Source organism: Actinoplanes sp. KI2, assembly GCF_025630775.1.
GTDB lineage: Bacteria > Actinomycetota > Actinomycetes > Mycobacteriales > Micromonosporaceae > Actinoplanes.
Genome location: NZ_JAOSZE010000030.1, coordinates 45,483 through 60,652, shown reverse-complemented (window position 1 = coordinate 60,652; position 15,170 = coordinate 45,483). Strand labels below are relative to the sequence as shown.

The 15,170-nt window shown below is 71.0% G+C and carries 16 protein-coding genes; 10 read left to right on the top strand and 6 right to left on the bottom strand.

The features are described 5' to 3' along the window. Positions 1–88 precede the first annotated feature (88 nt). On the bottom strand, positions 89–754 hold the full coding sequence (locus ODJ79_RS29505) for a DNA alkylation repair protein (protein ID WP_263026874.1): 666 nt from the start codon (positions 752–754) through the stop codon (positions 89–91). Between the two features lie 54 nt (positions 755–808). On the opposite strand from ODJ79_RS29505, the gene ODJ79_RS29500 reads away from it, so the two are divergent. Further along, complete coding sequence (locus ODJ79_RS29500) at positions 809–2,461, top strand: fatty acid--CoA ligase (RefSeq protein WP_263026873.1); 1,653 nt, start codon at positions 809–811, stop codon at positions 2,459–2,461. Between the two features lie 33 nt (positions 2,462–2,494). Here the strand turns inward: ODJ79_RS29500 and ODJ79_RS29495 are convergent, their stop codons facing one another. After that, complete coding sequence (locus tag ODJ79_RS29495; protein WP_263026872.1) at positions 2,495–3,160, bottom strand: esterase/lipase family protein; 666 nt, start codon at positions 3,158–3,160, stop codon at positions 2,495–2,497. 287 nt (positions 3,161–3,447) lie between these two features. On the opposite strand from ODJ79_RS29495, the gene ODJ79_RS29490 reads away from it, so the two are divergent. Beyond that, on the top strand, positions 3,448–4,236 hold the full coding sequence (locus ODJ79_RS29490) for a pectate lyase (RefSeq protein ID WP_263026871.1): 789 nt from the start codon (positions 3,448–3,450) through the stop codon (positions 4,234–4,236). A 128-nt stretch (positions 4,237–4,364) separates the two neighbouring features. On the opposite strand, the gene ODJ79_RS29485 is transcribed toward ODJ79_RS29490, so the two are convergent. Further along, positions 4,365–4,679, bottom strand: coding sequence for a hypothetical protein (locus ODJ79_RS29485; protein ID WP_263026870.1), 315 nt, complete (start codon positions 4,677–4,679; stop codon positions 4,365–4,367). Positions 4,680–4,810: 131 nt separating this feature from the next. Here ODJ79_RS29485 and ODJ79_RS29480 point away from each other — a divergent pair, with 131 nt between their 5' ends. The 7 genes from ODJ79_RS29480 to ODJ79_RS29450 all read left to right on the top strand — a co-directional run bounded on the left by ODJ79_RS29480 (position 4,811) and on the right by ODJ79_RS29450 (position 11,354). Then, complete coding sequence (locus ODJ79_RS29480) at positions 4,811–5,638, top strand: MBL fold metallo-hydrolase (protein WP_263026869.1); 828 nt, start codon at positions 4,811–4,813, stop codon at positions 5,636–5,638. Between the two features lie 29 nt (positions 5,639–5,667). Then, positions 5,668–5,895 (top strand): hypothetical protein, encoded by a 228-nt coding sequence (locus ODJ79_RS29475; RefSeq protein WP_263026868.1) that lies wholly within the window; start codon positions 5,668–5,670, stop codon positions 5,893–5,895. 498 nt (positions 5,896–6,393) lie between these two features. Next, positions 6,394–8,901, top strand: a complete 2,508-nt coding sequence (locus tag ODJ79_RS29470) for a nitrate- and nitrite sensing domain-containing protein (protein WP_263026867.1) — start codon at positions 6,394–6,396, stop codon at positions 8,899–8,901. Positions 8,902–8,937: 36 nt separating this feature from the next. Further along, positions 8,938–9,363: a roadblock/LC7 domain-containing protein gene (locus ODJ79_RS29465; RefSeq protein ID WP_263026866.1), complete on the top strand. Its 426-nt coding sequence runs from the start codon at positions 8,938–8,940 to the stop codon at positions 9,361–9,363. A gap of 47 nt (positions 9,364–9,410) precedes the next feature. Further along, on the top strand, positions 9,411–9,779 hold the full coding sequence (locus tag ODJ79_RS29460; RefSeq protein WP_317620716.1) for a DUF742 domain-containing protein: 369 nt from the start codon (positions 9,411–9,413) through the stop codon (positions 9,777–9,779). Then, entirely contained in the window at positions 9,760–10,359 is a 600-nt protein-coding gene (locus ODJ79_RS29455) for a GTP-binding protein (RefSeq protein ID WP_411267382.1), read from the top strand. Before ODJ79_RS29460 ends, ODJ79_RS29455 begins: the two co-directional genes overlap by 20 nt. Next, on the top strand, positions 10,353–11,354 hold the full coding sequence (locus ODJ79_RS29450) for an ABC transporter substrate-binding protein (protein WP_263026863.1): 1,002 nt from the start codon (positions 10,353–10,355) through the stop codon (positions 11,352–11,354). Before ODJ79_RS29455 ends, ODJ79_RS29450 begins: the two co-directional genes overlap by 7 nt. 194 nt (positions 11,355–11,548) lie before the next feature. On the opposite strand, the gene ODJ79_RS29445 is transcribed toward ODJ79_RS29450, so the two are convergent. After that, positions 11,549–12,148, bottom strand: a complete 600-nt coding sequence (locus tag ODJ79_RS29445; RefSeq protein ID WP_263026862.1) for a nucleotidyltransferase family protein — start codon at positions 12,146–12,148, stop codon at positions 11,549–11,551. Then, positions 12,145–13,044, bottom strand: a complete 900-nt coding sequence (locus tag ODJ79_RS29440; protein ID WP_263026861.1) for a LysR family transcriptional regulator — start codon at positions 13,042–13,044, stop codon at positions 12,145–12,147. The genes ODJ79_RS29445 and ODJ79_RS29440 overlap by 4 nt, the downstream gene beginning before the upstream one ends. Positions 13,045–13,148: 104 nt before the next feature. Between ODJ79_RS29440 and ODJ79_RS29435 the strand changes: the two genes are divergently transcribed. Next, on the top strand, positions 13,149–14,177 hold the full coding sequence (locus tag ODJ79_RS29435; protein ID WP_263026860.1) for a nuclear transport factor 2 family protein: 1,029 nt from the start codon (positions 13,149–13,151) through the stop codon (positions 14,175–14,177). A 3-nt stretch (positions 14,178–14,180) separates the two neighbouring features. Here the strand turns inward: ODJ79_RS29435 and ODJ79_RS29430 are convergent, their stop codons facing one another. After that, complete coding sequence (locus tag ODJ79_RS29430) at positions 14,181–15,095, bottom strand: NADP-dependent oxidoreductase (RefSeq protein WP_263026859.1); 915 nt, start codon at positions 15,093–15,095, stop codon at positions 14,181–14,183. Between the last annotated feature and the right edge of the window lie 75 nt (positions 15,096–15,170).

The following is a 15,170-nucleotide window of genomic DNA, read 5'->3' as shown; positions in this document are numbered from 1 at the left end:
GTGGCACAGCGGCCAACGGTTCAAGGAGCGGCGCTGATTGTTGATGCGCGGCTCATGGGCCGATGCTCGGCGGCTCCACTTCGTAGTGTCACGGCCGGCGACGGACCATCTCGGCGATCCAGGTCGGAGCGTACGGGGAGGTGCAGTTCTTCGGGGTTGGATAGTCCTTCAGGACCGCCAGGCGCTCGCCGATGTCGACGGCGCGGGCGCGCAAGCCCGGGTGCTCGATGCCGATCTGCGCCAGGCACGTGTTCATGGCCCACTGCAACGAATCCGGGGCGTCTTTCATCTCCGCCTCGATGACGTCGAGCAGGGCGTCGAGGTCGAGCACCTCGGGCTTGCGCACCACGCAGTCGGCGGTCAGTGCCCACCCCGCGCTCGCCACCAGCGGATCGGCGTCGGCCAGCCAGGCCACGCGCAGCGAATCAGCGTGCGGGCTCTTCTTCACCACGTAGTTCACCAGCCAGTCACGGACCTTGGGGGTGCGCGCCTGGCGCAGCATCGCGTCCAGGTCGGCGGCCGCGAAGGCCTTCGGGCGGCAGATCAGGGTCGCCAGCAGGCGGGCCGCCGTGTCGCCCGTCTGCCACAGCTCGCACGCCAGGTCCTGCTGGACCTTCAGCCGCTTGGCCACCGCGCGCAGGCTGCCGAGGTTCACCCCGTGATCGTCGCCGTGTCGTTCGTTGACCTCCCGGGCCCGGGGGTCTTCGAGGCCGGCCAGCTCGGCCATCACCTCGGCGACCGTCGTCTCCGCCACCTAGCCTCCCGGCCGACCTAGCCATTGTGACCTGGCACACATTACCGTTGCGGCATGCGCAGCACGATGATGCCCACCCCGCTTCAGGTGTCGCGAATTCTTCAGCACGGCCGGTCGGTGCACAGCGCCGCCGAGGTGGTGACCTGGGCGGGGCCGGATGCCGCCCCGCGCCGGATGAGCTACGGCGAGGTCGGGCGCAAGAGCGCGCAGCTCGCCCACGCCCTCCGGGACGACCTCGGGATCACCGGCGACGAGCGGGTCGCCACCCTGATGTGGAACAACGCCGAGCACCTGATCGCCTACCTCGCCGTACCCAGCATGGGTGCGGTGTTGCACACGCTGAACCTGCGGCTGTTCCCCGAGCAGCTGGCCTACATCGCCAACCACGCCGAGGACCGGGTCGTCATCGTGGACAGCACGCTGATCCCGCTGCTGGCCGGTGTGCTCGACAAGCTGTCGACGGTCCGGCACGTGGTGGTGGTCGGGGACGGCGACGTCGGCCCGTTGCGTCACAGCGGAGGCGACCGGGTTGCCGTGCACCGCTGGGACGAGTTGCTGGCCGGCAAGCCCGATCAGTTCGACTGGCCGGTGCTGGACGAGAACGACGCCGCCGCGTTGTGCTACACCTCCGGGACGACCGGGAACCCCAAGGGCGTCGCGTACTCTCATCGCTCGATCTATCTGCACTCCCTGCAGGTGCCCTCGGCCGAGATGTTCTCGCTCGGCCCGCATTCGCGGGTCCTGGCGATCGTGCCGATGTTCCACGCGATGGCCTGGGGTCTGCCGTACGCGGCCTTCATGGTCGGCGCCTCGATCGTGATGACCGACCGGTTCCTGCAGGCCGCCCCGATCGCGGCGATGATCGAGGCGGAGAGGCCGACGTTTGCGGGCGCGGTGCCGACGATCTTCACCGACCTGCTGGCCCACCTCGACGCCAACCCGGCCGACGTCTCCTCGATCCGGGAGGTCGTGATCGGCGGCTCGGCCTGCCCGCCGTCGCTGATGCACGCCTTCGACGAGCGGTACGGCATCCAGGTCATCCATGCCTGGGGCATGACCGAGATGTCGCCGCTCGGCTCGGTCGCCCGCGCGCCGGCGGGCCTGAGCGGCCCCGAGGCCTGGGCCTACCGCTACACCCAGGGCCGGGTGCCGGCGTCGGTCGACGCCCGGATCGTCGGGCCGATGGGGGAGAGCCTGCCGGCCGACGGCAAGGCGGTCGGCGAGGTCGAGGTCCGCGGACCGTGGATCACCAATGAGTACCTCGGCGAGGGCGGCCCCGACCCGGCCAAGTTCCACGACGGCTGGTTGCGCACCGGCGACGTGGGCACCCTGTCGGCCGACGGCTACATCGTGCTGAGCGACCGCGCCAAGGACGTCATCAAGTCCGGCGGCGAGTGGATCAGCTCGGTGGAGCTGGAGAACGCCCTGATGGGCCACCCGGCGGTGCTGGAGGCATGCGTGGTCGGCGTGCCCGACGACAAGTGGGGTGAGCGTCCACTGGCGACGGTGGTCGTCCGGGACGGTGCCGCCGTCACGGTCGACGAGCTCCGGCGGTTCCTCGAGGACCGGACCGCGCACTGGCAGGTGCCCGAGCGCTGGGCCTTCATCGAGCAGGTGCCGAAGACGAGCGTCGGCAAGTTCGACAAGAAGCGGCTGCGGGCCGGCTACGCAGGCGGAGAGCTTGAGGTGGTCGACACCCGCGAGTGAGGCCGAGCGCGGCCTCACTCGCGGGAAATGGGGTCAGCTCGCCAGGAACGATCTGACCGCGGTGAGCGTGACCGTGTCGGTCAGGTAGCCGATGTGGGTCTGGCACGCCACGTAGTTGTTGGTGGCACCGCTCAACACCGTGCTCGTGTACGGGATGATGATGCCGTCGCACGGCGAGTACCAGGTCGCGTACCGGGTGCTGCCCGGGGTCTCGTCGCCCGCGCTCAGCGTGGTGATGAACGACGACCCGGGATACATCTGCTGGCAGGTGACGTAGATCAGGCAGGCGCTCGCGTACGTGGTGCCGTGGTTGGCGCCGGCGATCGAGGCGAGGTGCCGGACGTACTGGGCGCCGCCCAGCTGCTTGAGATACCAGAGGCTGACCAGGCCGCCCATCGAGTGGTTGACGATGTCGACCTGGGCGGCGCCGGTGCGGGCCCGGACCTGGCTGACGTAGCTGGCCAGCCCCTGGGCGTTGGTGATGTTGTTCCCGTACGAGTTGTACTCGTACGCGAACAGCTGGCTGCTCGAATAGCCGCCGGCCTGGAAGACCGCCATCGCGGTGGTCCAGTTCGAGGCGTTGCCGGTGTAACCGTGCACGAAGACCACCGGAGTCCCGGGCGCGGCGGCCGCGGGCGGGGCCGGGCTGAGCGCGAGCGCGGACAGCAGTGCGGTGAGGAGAACGACGAGGCGACGCATGAAACCTCCAGGTGTTCGGGGTCTCTGCATCGTCAGTGCATTAATAGATGTTACGCATCGGTGAAATCGCCAGTGGTCTATTTCGCCCTCGGCGGCGTGACAGCGGACGGTAGTTGCAGCAAATCGGCGACACGTATCCGCAGATCATCGCCATGATCTGCAAACTGCCTGAGGAAAGCGCATTCCCAAAGCAGCGAAACACTTGCGAACATCGATGTCTTTGGTTAACGTTCGGGGCCGACGGCCGGTCGATGGTAACTGTGAGTGCCTACATCCCCGGAGAGATCATGCGTAAGTCCAAGAAACTGTGGTGTGCGCTGGGCACCGTCGCGGCGGTCGCCGCGGCGATGGTCCTGTCGGCTACCGACGCCTCCGCCACGACCGTGCCGGCGAACACCGGCTCCATCGCGCTCAGCGCCACGAAGGTGGTCAGCGGCACCTTCGACGGTGGCATGAAGCGCTACTACGGCACCGGTGACCTGGGCAGCGGCGGTCAGGCCGAGGGCGAGGACCCGCTGTTCGACCTGCCGAACGGCGGCACGCTGAAGAACGTCATCCTCGGCAGCCCGGCCTCCGACGGCGTGCACTGCGAGGCGACCTGCACCCTGCAGAACGTCTGGTGGGAGGACGTCGGCGAGGACGCCGCGACGTTCAAGCCGAAGTCGAGCGGCGCAACCATGACGATCCTCGGCGGTGGCGCGCTGCACGCCGCGGACAAGGTGATCCAGCACAACGGCACCACCGGCGGCACGGTGATCATCGACGGGTTCCAGGTCGAGGACTTCGGCAAGCTGTACCGCTCGTGCGGCAACTGCAAGTCGGGCCAGTCGAAGCGCACCGTGATCATCCGCAACGTGACCGCGACCTACAAGGGCGGCGCGCTCGCCGGCATCAACACCAACTACGGCGACACCGCGACGTTCAGCAACGTCACGATCCTCAAGGACTCCAGCAAGAAGATCGTGATCTGCCAGAAGTACATCGGCAACAGCACCGGCGCCGAGCCGCCCAAGAACGGCTCGGGCGCGGACGGCACGTACTGCAAGTACAGCAGTTCCGACATCCACTACCAGTAGCCGTCGCGCCCGGAGGGGACCAGGAAATTCCCACCCATGCTTGGGTACGGGTTGGGCGTCGCGATGGTCCCTCCCCGGCCGGGGCCGCGGCCGCCTTGGCGAACGACGCGAAGATCTGACGACGCGATCTAGTCGCGGCGTTCCCGCTCGGCGGCGTAGGCGGCGTTCAGGCGCTCGAAGGGGCCCGGCCCGTCGTGCGGCTTCGGCGGGGCGTCGAGATGCCGCACCCGCAGCTCGTCCATGAGCTCGTCGACGAACGCCGGGCCCGCGTCGCGCATGATGCGCTGCCGGACCTGCAGCTCCTCGGTGCCCGGGCGCCAGTCGAGGCCCCAGTTGCCGAGCGCATAGAGGACCGGCAGGGTCCGGATGCCGGCCTCGGTGAGGCTGTAGCGGGCGCGCTGCCCGCGCGCCGCGGTGCCGCGGGTGAGGATCTCTTCACCCACCCGGCGATCCTCGGCTTCGGCCGGCCGCTGTTCGACGACTGGGACATGCCGATCGAGCTCGACCTGATCGAGCACCGATTGTTCAAGCAGGGCGTCACGATGCACCACTACGCGATCCGGGAGGCGAGCCGATGCTGACACAGGTTGCGGACGGCGTGCTGGTGCACGAGAGCGAGTTCCTCCGGAGCAACACCATCGTCGTGCAGGGCCGGGCCGGCGTGTTGCTCGTCGACCCCGGCCTGCAGGAGCACGAGCTGACCTGCCTCGCGAACGATTTGGCCGCGGCGGGCCGGACCGTCGTGGCCGGCTTCTCGACGCATCCACATTGGGATCACCTGGTCTGGCACGAACGGCTCGGCCAGGCGCCCCGGTACGGCACGGCCCGCTGCGCCGCCGCCGTCCGGGAAGAGCTGTCCGATCCGGAGGCGAAGGCCCGCATTGCCGAGCACCTGGCCGAGACGGAGATCGCCGGGAAGGTTCCGCTGGACCTTTACGGCCTGGTCACCGCCCTGCCCGCCGGGGCGGCGCGGGTTCCCTGGGACGGTCCCGAAGTCCGGATCGTCGAGCATCGAGCACACGCGCCGGGCCACGCGGCGCTGTTCGTCGAGGAGCACGGGGTGCTCGTCGCCGGCGACATGCTCTCCGACGTCCTGGTCCCGATGCTCGACCTGGCCGGCGCCGACCTGGCCGGTGCCGACCCGGTCGAGGACTACCTCGCGGCGCTGCGGCTGATCGAGGGCGTGGCGGCCGGCGCCGAGATCGTCGTCCCCGGCCACGGGTCGGTCGGCGGCGCCGGTCAGGTGCGCGAGCGGATCGAGCGGGACCGCGCGTACGTGCTCGCCCTGCGGGCCGGCCGCGAGCCCGACGACCCGCGGATCGGCCCCTCGGCCCAGTCCGGCTGGGAGTGGGTGAGCGACCTGCACCACGGGCAGGCCCACCGCCTGGCCGCCGGTCGGTAGGAGGAGCCGACCGGTGGTAGGCATGACGCATGGCGGTCCCGGTCCTGGCGACGCTGTGTGCCGTGCTGCTGGCGGCCGAGGCCGAGTTGCGGGCGCTGCGACCGCTGCCCGGTGGTCGACACCCGGTGGCAGGCCGAGACCGGCGCCATCATGACCAGTCCGCTGCCCGGGGTGACCGCGACGTGACCACCCTGACCGACTCGTCGGTGATGGACCTCATCCGCGACAGGTTGCCGACCGCCCCCGCCGAGGGCTGACGGCGAAGCCCGCCGGGCATACACGTGGAGAAGTTACGCGACCGCTATCGGTGACTCTTCCCGCGATGGTCGAGATGGCACATCAGTGAAATTCCTAGATCAAGGTGTTGACCGCGCTCGGCCGAGCGTCGATCATATCGGGCGCCAACGCGAAACGTTCTACTCTCGACAATGGGAGCGAAATGGCCGCGCCGCGAGACCGCGCTTCCGGGGGAAAAGTAGAACGACAACGTCCATCGACGACATTGTGCCGTAACCTCACTGCGGCATCCTGTTCCCGCCACTGACCTGTCCGCCCGCCCCGGTGACCGACGCGGCCCATCGCGTGGGCCGCACCGCTCGTAGTACATCGACTTGCGTGTAAACCCCACGCCGGGTGGGCGTTGCGGGAGCCGCCAAGCCGCCAGTCGACAGAGGAGCTGATCGCTTGCCCGCCCGAGGACACTCGGACGCCGACCTGATCGTCGCACTCTGCCACTCTCCCGCGGGGGTCGCGGGATGAGCGGCAGCCCAGCGGCACTCACCGCCGGCCCGTCCGAGATCACTGCTGCCATCCCGCAGGTCGCGGGCGACGCCGCGCCACCGCCGGACAACTTCGGGCGCCGGCCGCGCTCCCGCACGATCCACCGGCGGATCGTGCGGACGCTGGCGCTGCCGGTCGCGGCCGCCCTTGTCCTGCTCACCGTCATCGCGGTCGGCGAGGTCGAGAACTATCGTGGCGCCGCGGCCACGGCCCGCGCCGTGACCCTGGACCTCGCGGTCCAGGATCTGATCCAGGAACTGCAGACCGAGCGTGGCCTGACCGCCGGCCTGCTCGGCGGCAACGGCGGCTTCAAGAGCGAGATGGCCCCGGAACGGCAGCGGGTCGACGCACGGCGCGCCGCGGTCGAGAAGCTGATCGCCGACGGCGGCGCCGTCGAGGATCGGGTGGCCTCCGCGGTACGTCAGCTCGACGGCCTCTCCGCCGTCCGGGCCGGCACCGACACCGGCGCCGCCGGTCGGGCCGCCACCTTCGCCTTCTACACCCAGCGGATCGCCGAGCTCAGCAATGTCGACTACGGGCTGGACAGCTCGACCGACACGGAGCTGCGGCGCGGCGCGTCCGCGCTGAGGGCGCTCAGCGAGGTCAAGGAGGCGACCGCCCAGGAGCGGGCGTTCCTCAACGGTGTCTTCTCGGCGAGCGGTTTCAAGACCGGCGAGTTCCTGCAGTTCGTGACGATGACCTCGAACAAGAACGCGGCACTCGCCGCCTTCGACAGGTACGCGACCGCGTCGGAGAAGGCCGGCCGCGACTACGTGTTCGACACCGGCGCCGCCCGCGAGTCCGGCTACTTCGAGCGGGTCGCGCTCGGCTCCAACGACGGCGGCTACCTGCAGGTCAACCCGCAGTCCTGGTGGTCGGCGCTGACCACGGTGCTGGACGACATGCTCACCCTCGAGCGGCACGTCGGCTCCGTCATGACGGCCCGCGCCGGCACCCTGCAGAAGCAGGCGACCGCGCGAATGGGCGTGCTGCTCGGCGCCGTGCTGATCTGCATCGCCGGCTCGATCTACCTGGCCACGATCGCCTCCCGCTCGGTGGCCGGGCCGCTGGCCTCGCTGGCCGGTGAGGCGAACCGACTGGCCGGCGAGCAGCTGCCCGAGGCGGTGCGCCGCGCGGTTGCCGGCGACGAAGGGTCTCCGCCGGGGCCCGTGCGGGTGTCCCGCGGCGCGAGCGACGAGGTCCGGCTGGTGGCCGACGCGTTCGACCGGGTGCAGGCCACCGCGTACGCCCTGGCGACCGAGCAGGCGCAGTTGCGGCGCTCGACCGCCGAGTCGCTGGCCAACCTCGGCCGCCGCAACCAGAACCTGCTGCGCCGTCAGCTCGGCTTCATCACCCGCCTCGAGCGGGAGGAGACCAACCCCAACGGCCTGGCCAACCTGTTCGAGCTCGACCACCTGGCCACCCGCATGCGGCGGAACGCGGAGAGCCTGCTGGTTCTCGTCGGCGCCGCCAGCCCGCGGCAGTGGTCCCGCCCGCTGCCGATCACCGACGTCATCCGCGCCGCGGTGTCCGAGGTGGAGGAGTACCGCCGGGTGACGCTGCGCCGGGTGGACGAGGCCATGATCCCCGGAGCCGTGGCGAGCGGCATCGCGCACATGCTCGCCGAGCTGATCGAGAACGGTCTCGCCTTCTCCCCTCCGGACGTCGACGTGGAGATCCACGGGCGGTTGATCAACGGCAGCTACCTGATCGCGGTGAGCGACCAGGGTGTCGGGTTGAGCCCGGACGATCTGGAGCGGGCCAACCAGCGGCTGCGCGGCGAGGGCGACTTCATCACGGCGCCTGCCCGGTACCTCGGCCACTACGTGGTCGGCCGGCTCGCCGTCGAGATGGGCGTCGAGGTCCAGCTGACGCCGTCGCCGGTGACCGGCGTGACGGCCCGGATCGGGCTGCCCGCCGAGCTGGTGTCGCCGATCGACGCGGTCGCCTCGGACCCGGCCTCCGGCGGGGCGGTGCCGCGGCAACGCCGTCCGGCGAGCCCGGACCGAGCGTCCGCCGAGATCGACCCGCGCCGGCCGGACGCCCTACGGCTCCCACCGGGCCACAGCCCTGCCCCGGTCAGCCCGGCCCCGGCCGGCCCCGCCCCGGTCGGCCTGGCACCGACCGGTCCCGCACCGGCCGGCCCGCGGATCGCCGGGGGGCGGCGGCTGCGGCCGAGCAAGATCGAATATGTGGTGCTGGACGGGGCGTCGCCACCGGCGCCGGGTGAGGTGATGAGTCTGCACTCCTTCGAACCGCCACCCCCGGCGGTCGACGACGAAGCCGAGCGGACGCCCAACGGACTGCGCAAACGCACCCCGAAGGCGCCGCGCACCGGGGCCCGGACGGCCGTGGCGGCGGCCTCCGCCACGGCCGAGCAGCCGACCGCGGTCAGCGATACGCCGGAGGCCGTGCGATCCCGGCTGACCGCATTCCGCGACGGTGTGCAGCGTGGCAGCACCGAGACAGCCGGCCAACTGTGACCGCCCCCGCACGTACGCCCCCGCTAAGGATGATCCATGAGCGTTGACACCTCGGCCGACCGGCACCAGTTCAACTGGCTGCTCGGCAACTTCGTGCACCAGACCGACGGGGTTCGCGATGCCGTGGCGGTGTCGTCGGACGGCCTGCTGATCGCCAGCTCGGACGGCCTGGGCCGGGCCGAGGCCGACCAACTGGCCGCCATCGTGTCGAGCCTCGCCAGCCTGGCCCGCAGCGCGTCGCGGCGCTACGACTTCGACGGGCTGAAGCTCATCATGATCGAGATGAGGCGCGGCTTCCTGCTGGTCTCCGTGATCGCCGGCGGCAGCTGCCTGGGGGTGGTCGCCGAGGGGAACAGCGACGTGGGTCTCGTCGGCTACGAGATCTCGCTGTTGGCCGAGCGATTCGGTGGCCTGCTCACGCCGGCGCTGATCGCAGAGTCCAGGCAATACCTGCCCCGATGAGCGACTTGCCGTGGGGCCCGGACATGGTCCCGTATGCGGGCGCGCCCATGCCCGGGCGACATGCTGCCGAGTCGTCGGCCTACGTGCCGGACGAGGATCCGGTCGTGCGCCCCTTCATGCTGACCGGCGGCCGCACCAGGCCGTTGCAGGACGGGCTGCGGATCGAGACGTTGTTGCGGGCGGCACCGGCCGCCCTGTCGGCCCCGCTGCGGTTCGAGTCCCGGCGCATCGTCGAGCTTTGCCAGCAGCCGATGTCGGTGGCGGACGTCGCGGTGGGCCTCGGTGCCCCCCTCGGCGTCGCCCGGGTCATCGTCGCTGACCTGATCGCCGAGGGCTACCTGAAGGTTGAGGAGCAGTCGGGCGAAATCTCCACCGCGTTGATCGAAAGGATCAGGGATCGTGTCCGGGCGCTCTAGGGAGTCGCAGCTCACGCCGGTCGCCGTCAAGGTCGTCGTCAGTGGCGGCTTCGGCGTCGGCAAGACCACCTTCGTCGGTGCGATCTCCGAGATCGAGCCGCTGGTGACCGAGGCCGAGATGACCGAGAAGTCGATCGGCATCGACGACACGTCGGCGGTCGCCGGCAAGGTCACCACCACCGTCGCGCTCGACTTCGGCCGTATCACCTTGGACGATGCGCTGCTTCTTTACCTGTTCGGCACCCCCGGGCAGGACCGGTTCGCCTTCCTCTGGGACGACCTGGTGGACGGCGCGCTCGGCGCGATCGTGCTGGTGGACACCCAGCGGATCGAAGACTCGTTCCCGGCGATCGACTACTTCGAGGAGCACGAGATCCCGTTCATCATCGGCATCAACCGCTTCGACTACTCCCGCCGGTTCGCCATGGACGAGATCCAGGACGCTCTCGGCATCTCGGACTCGGCCCCGCTGGTGGAGTGCGACGCGCGCGACCGCGAGTCGGTCAAGGGCGTGCTGGTCGCGCTCACCGAGGAGGTCCTGGCGAAGCGACTGAACAGGGAGCAGGCAGCAGCATGGTGACCTTCGGCAGCAGGCGACCATTCCTCGATGGATGGCCGGCCCGGCTGGTGCGGAAGGCCGCCGCCGTGCTGGGACTGGCGGCGCTGGCCGGCTGCGGCAGCACGGCGGCGATCAGCGCGCCGCCGGGAGTGCCGCACGGCGTCGCGTGCGGGACGGTGACCATCGCGAACAACCCGTGGGCCGGTTACGCGGCCAACACGGCGGTGATGGCGTACCTGATGAAGCAGAAGCTCGGCTGCAAGGTGGTGGTCAAGGACCTCACCGAGACCGACTCCTGGACGGGCATCGTCGACGGCAGCGTCGACGTGATTCTCGAGACCTGGGGCCACGACGACCTCAAGAAGAAGTACATCGACGACCAGAAAGTGGCCGTCGAGCTCGGCCTCACCGGCAACAAGGGCATCATCGGCTGGTACCTGCCACCGTGGATGGTCAAGAAGTACCCGGACATCACGAACTGGAAGAACCTCAACAAGTACGCCCATCTGTTCCGCACCGCCAAGTCGGGCGAGAAGGGCCAGTTCCTGGACGGCGACCCGTCGTTCGTCACCAACGACGCCGCGCTGATCAAGAACCTCGGCCTCGACTTCACGGTGGTGTACGCGGGCAGCGAGGACAAGCTGATCGCCGCCTTCCGCAAGGCCGAGAGCGACCGTACGGCGCTGATCGGCTACTTCTACGAGCCGCAGTGGCTGCTCTCCGAGATCAAGCTGGTGCACATCCCGCTGCCGCTGTACAAGCCCGGCTGCGACGCCGACCCCGAGAAGGTCGCGTGCGACTACCAGCCGTACGACCTCGACAAGATCGGGCGCAGCGCGTTCGTGAACTCCGGCAACCCGGCCGCCACCCTGGTCCGGAACTTCCAGTGGACCAACGCCGACCAGAACGCGGTGGCCCGGGACATGACCGAGCAGAAGCTCTCGGCGGACGCGGCCGCCAAACGCTGGGTCGACGCGCACGCCAGCACCTGGCAGAAGTGGCTGCCGGCGTCCTGAACGGCTCAGCCCTGGGAGGGGCGGCGGCGCAGGCGGCCGGCAACCGCGAAGGCTATGCCGAGCAGGACCAGCGCGCCGCCGGCTGCCGCGATCAGGACGGTCGGGGCGCCGGTGATCGGGAGGCCGGGGCCGTCGGAGCCGCCCGTGCCGCCGCTCGAGCCGGGCGCGGCAGCCCGGGTCGCGATGGCGCCGCTTCACGCCTCGGGCCATTTCATCACCGTGAGCTCGGGCCACTGCCGGCGCCAGCGGGCGGTCTTGGCCTCGTAGACGGCTTTCGGGGCGAGCACCGGATTCGGCCGTACGACGAGGTTGAACACGTCGGCAAGGCCGTGCGGCGCGTAGATGCGCCACCGTCCGCCCGCTTCCAGGCGTACGCCGAGGCAGCAGGTCGTGGCCGCGAACGAGTCGATCGCCGCCTCGGTGGAGTCGTACGGCGGGCAGGCGGTGCCGAACTTCTGCTCGTACCAGAGATGAACCCGCGCCTCGTTACGGACCTCGACCTCGGCGGGAAGGTCCGCAAAGGCCTGCCGGGCGGCCTCGATCACCCGGTCCTCGGCGGTCCAGGAGAGGTCGCCGCGGTCGAAGTAGAACAGGTCGTAGTCCTTGATGCCGCTGGTGGCCGGCCGGTTCGTGACCACGTTCCACACGGTCTGGACCAGGCAGCCGGCGGTCAGGTACCAGTCCGGCAGCTCGAGGCCGGCGGCGCGGTTCAGGACCTCCAGCAGGATGCTGTTGCGCGACAGCGCGGACTCGAGCGCGACGAGTTGTTCGTCCAGGGCCAGGCGACCGATCATGCGGGCCAGTCAACCAGCCGGGTCAGGAGTCGTTCCCGTACGGCATTGACCGCGCCGGTCAGTGCGGTGTCGGCGCGGCTGGCCAAGAACAGCGTGTTCAGCGGTGGGACCGGGGGCTCGTGCAGGACGGTCAGCCGGTTCGCGGCCAGGTCGTCGGCGCACAGGTAGGTGGGCAGCACGCTGTACCCGGCACCGGCGCGGACCGCGGCGAGCACGGCGTGCAGGTTGGGCACCACCAGGGCCGCCTGGAGCGCCGGGCGGACCTCGAAGACGCTCTGCCAGTACCGCCGGACGATCGGCAGCTCCTCGGCGTACGCGATGAGCGGCGCCGCCGCGAGCGCCGCCGCGAGGTCGTCGGCACCGGCCAGGCGAGTCGTCCACGGCTCCGCGGCGACCAGCGCGAACTCCTCGTCCAGCAGCGGCTCGGCGCGCAGGCCGCGACGGCGCGGGCGGGCGGTCAGCACCGCCAGGTCGAGCGCGCCCGAGCGCAGGCCCTGCAGCAGCTCGTCGGAGACGCCGATGGTGACCCGTAGCTCCAGGCCCCGGCCGACCAGGTCGGCGAGGGCGGGCAGCACCCGGGCCGTGACGAGCTCGACCGGCGCGCCGAGGTGCACGATCCCGCCGAACGAGTCGGCCGGCTCGTCGAGGCCGGCGGCGGCGAACGCGGCGAGCTGGTCGAGCGGGTCGGCGATCCGGCGGGCCAGCAGGTCGGCGGCCGGGGTCGGCGCCACGCCCCGGGGCAACCGGGTGAACAGCGGCCGGCCCAGCCGCTCCTCCAGCAGGCGCAGCTGGATCGTGACCGCCGGCTGGGACAGCCCGAGCCGGCGCGCGGCCCGGGTGAGGGAGCCCTCCCGGTACACGGCGAGGAAGGTGCGCAGCAGGTCGAGCGAGACCATGCCATCACCATACTGATGGCAGCGGTAAAGATCTTCATTTGTGTGATCGGCGTCCGCAGCGCCAACCTTGGCTTCGGCAACGCCCGTACACCGAAGGGAACCCGATGCACACCGGCAAGATCCTCATCGCGCTGACCAGCCACGCCGAGCTCGGCGCGAGCGGCCGCGCCACCGGCTTCTACGTCGCCGAGGCCGCCCACCCGTGGCGGGTGTTCACCGACGCCGGGTACGCCGTCGACCTCGTCTCGGTGCGGGGCGGCGAGCCACCGCGCGACGGCGAGGACCGCGCCGACCCGGTGCAGGCGGCGTTCCTCGACGACCCGCACATCGCCGCCCAGCTCGCCGCGACGCCGACCCCCGACGAGGTCGACGGCGCCGACTACGCCGCCATCCTCTACGCGGGCGGCCACGGCACGATGTGGGACTTCCCCGGTTCGGCCGCGCTCGCCACGCTCGGGCGCACCGTGTACGAGCGGGGCGGCGTCGTCGGCGCGGTCTGCCACGGCCCGGCGGCCCTGGTCGACCTACGGCTGTCCGACGGCTCGCTCCTCGTCGCCGGCAGGGACGTGGCGGCGTTCACCGACAGCGAGGAGCGGGCGGTGGGGCTGACCGACGTCGTGCCGTTCCCGCTGCAGACGCGGCTGATCGAGCGGGGCGCGCGGCACACCGGCGCCCCCGACTTCCAGCCGTGGGTGGTGCGCGACGGCCGGCTCGTCACCGGGCAGAACCCCGCCAGCGCCGCCGGGGTCGCGGCCGCGATGCTGCACGCCCTTGCCGCCACGCCCGCTCAGGTCACCGCCTCGTACTTCGGGGCCGAGGGCCGGCGCGATCTCGACGCCATCCTCGACCATTTCGCCGAGGACGCCCGGTTCGTCGCGCCGGACGGCCGGGAGCTGCGCGGCCGGGACGCGATCCGGCCGTACTACGCGGCGAATCTGGCCGCGCTGCCCGAGTTGCGAGTGGACCTGGTCGGCGATTTCCCCGCCGGACCGCGTGCCGCGCTGGAGTGGCGGGCCGAGGGCCGGAACCCGGCGGGAGAACCGGTCCACATGCACGGCACCAACGTGGTCGCGGTGGCCGACGGCCGGTTCACCGAGTTCCGGGCGTACTGGCTGAGCCGATCCGCGACGTAGGCACTACGGAACGATCACTACGCCGCCGCGGACTCCGCCCTGGGCCAGCCGGTTGTGGGCCGCCGCCGAGTCGGTGAACGAGTGGACGCCGGCGACCCGCAGCGGGATCTCGCCGCTCTCCGCCAGTTTCACCAGCTCGGCCAGCCGGGCGCCGTCGGGCTCCACGCTCAGCGCGAACGTCCGGATCCCCCTCGTCGGCTCCGGGCGCAGCGGGGGAGAGGCGGCCACGTACCCGCCGCCGTCCCGGACCAGGTCCATCAGCGACGGGCCGAGCACCGCGAGGTCGACGACCGCGTCGAAGCCGCCGGCCGCCACCGGGATCGGACCGTCCGAGCGGGGCACGAACGCCGCGCCCTGCGACTCGACGAACTCTCGGTCGCCGGGGCCCGCCAGCCCGGTGGCGTGCAGGCCGGCGACCCGGGCCAGCGCCAGGGTGAACCCGCCGACCTGGCCCGCGGCGCCGGTGACGAGCACGGACGAGCCGGCCGGGAGCGCGAGCAGGTCGAGGGACTGCGCGGCGGTGAGGCCGTTGGTCGGCAGCGGCGCGGCCTCTTCGGCGGGAATGCCGGCGGGCACGGCGGTCAGCCATCCGGCCTCGAGGACCACGTACTCCGCGTGGGCGCCGACGGCGGTGCGCAGCCAGGGCGAGAAGCCGATCACCTCGTCGTTCACCGTGAGCTCCGCGACGGAGGGTCCCACCGCGTCGACCGTGCCGACCACGTCCCACCCGGGGACGTACGGCAGATCGGCCGGTAGGGGCGCCGGGAACCGACCGGCGCGAATCATGAGATCAACCGGGTGTACGGCGGACGCGGCCACCCGTACCCGCACCTGACCCGGACCCGGCTGCGGCACCGGCAGGTCCGTCACCTGCAAGACCTCCGGCCCGCCGAACTGTGCATAGCTGACTGCGCGCATCGCCGTACCCTCCGCTGAACGTCATGAGCTCGTTCACCGTAGGTGCCCTTGGGCACCGTGAGAAAGTAGGTACCT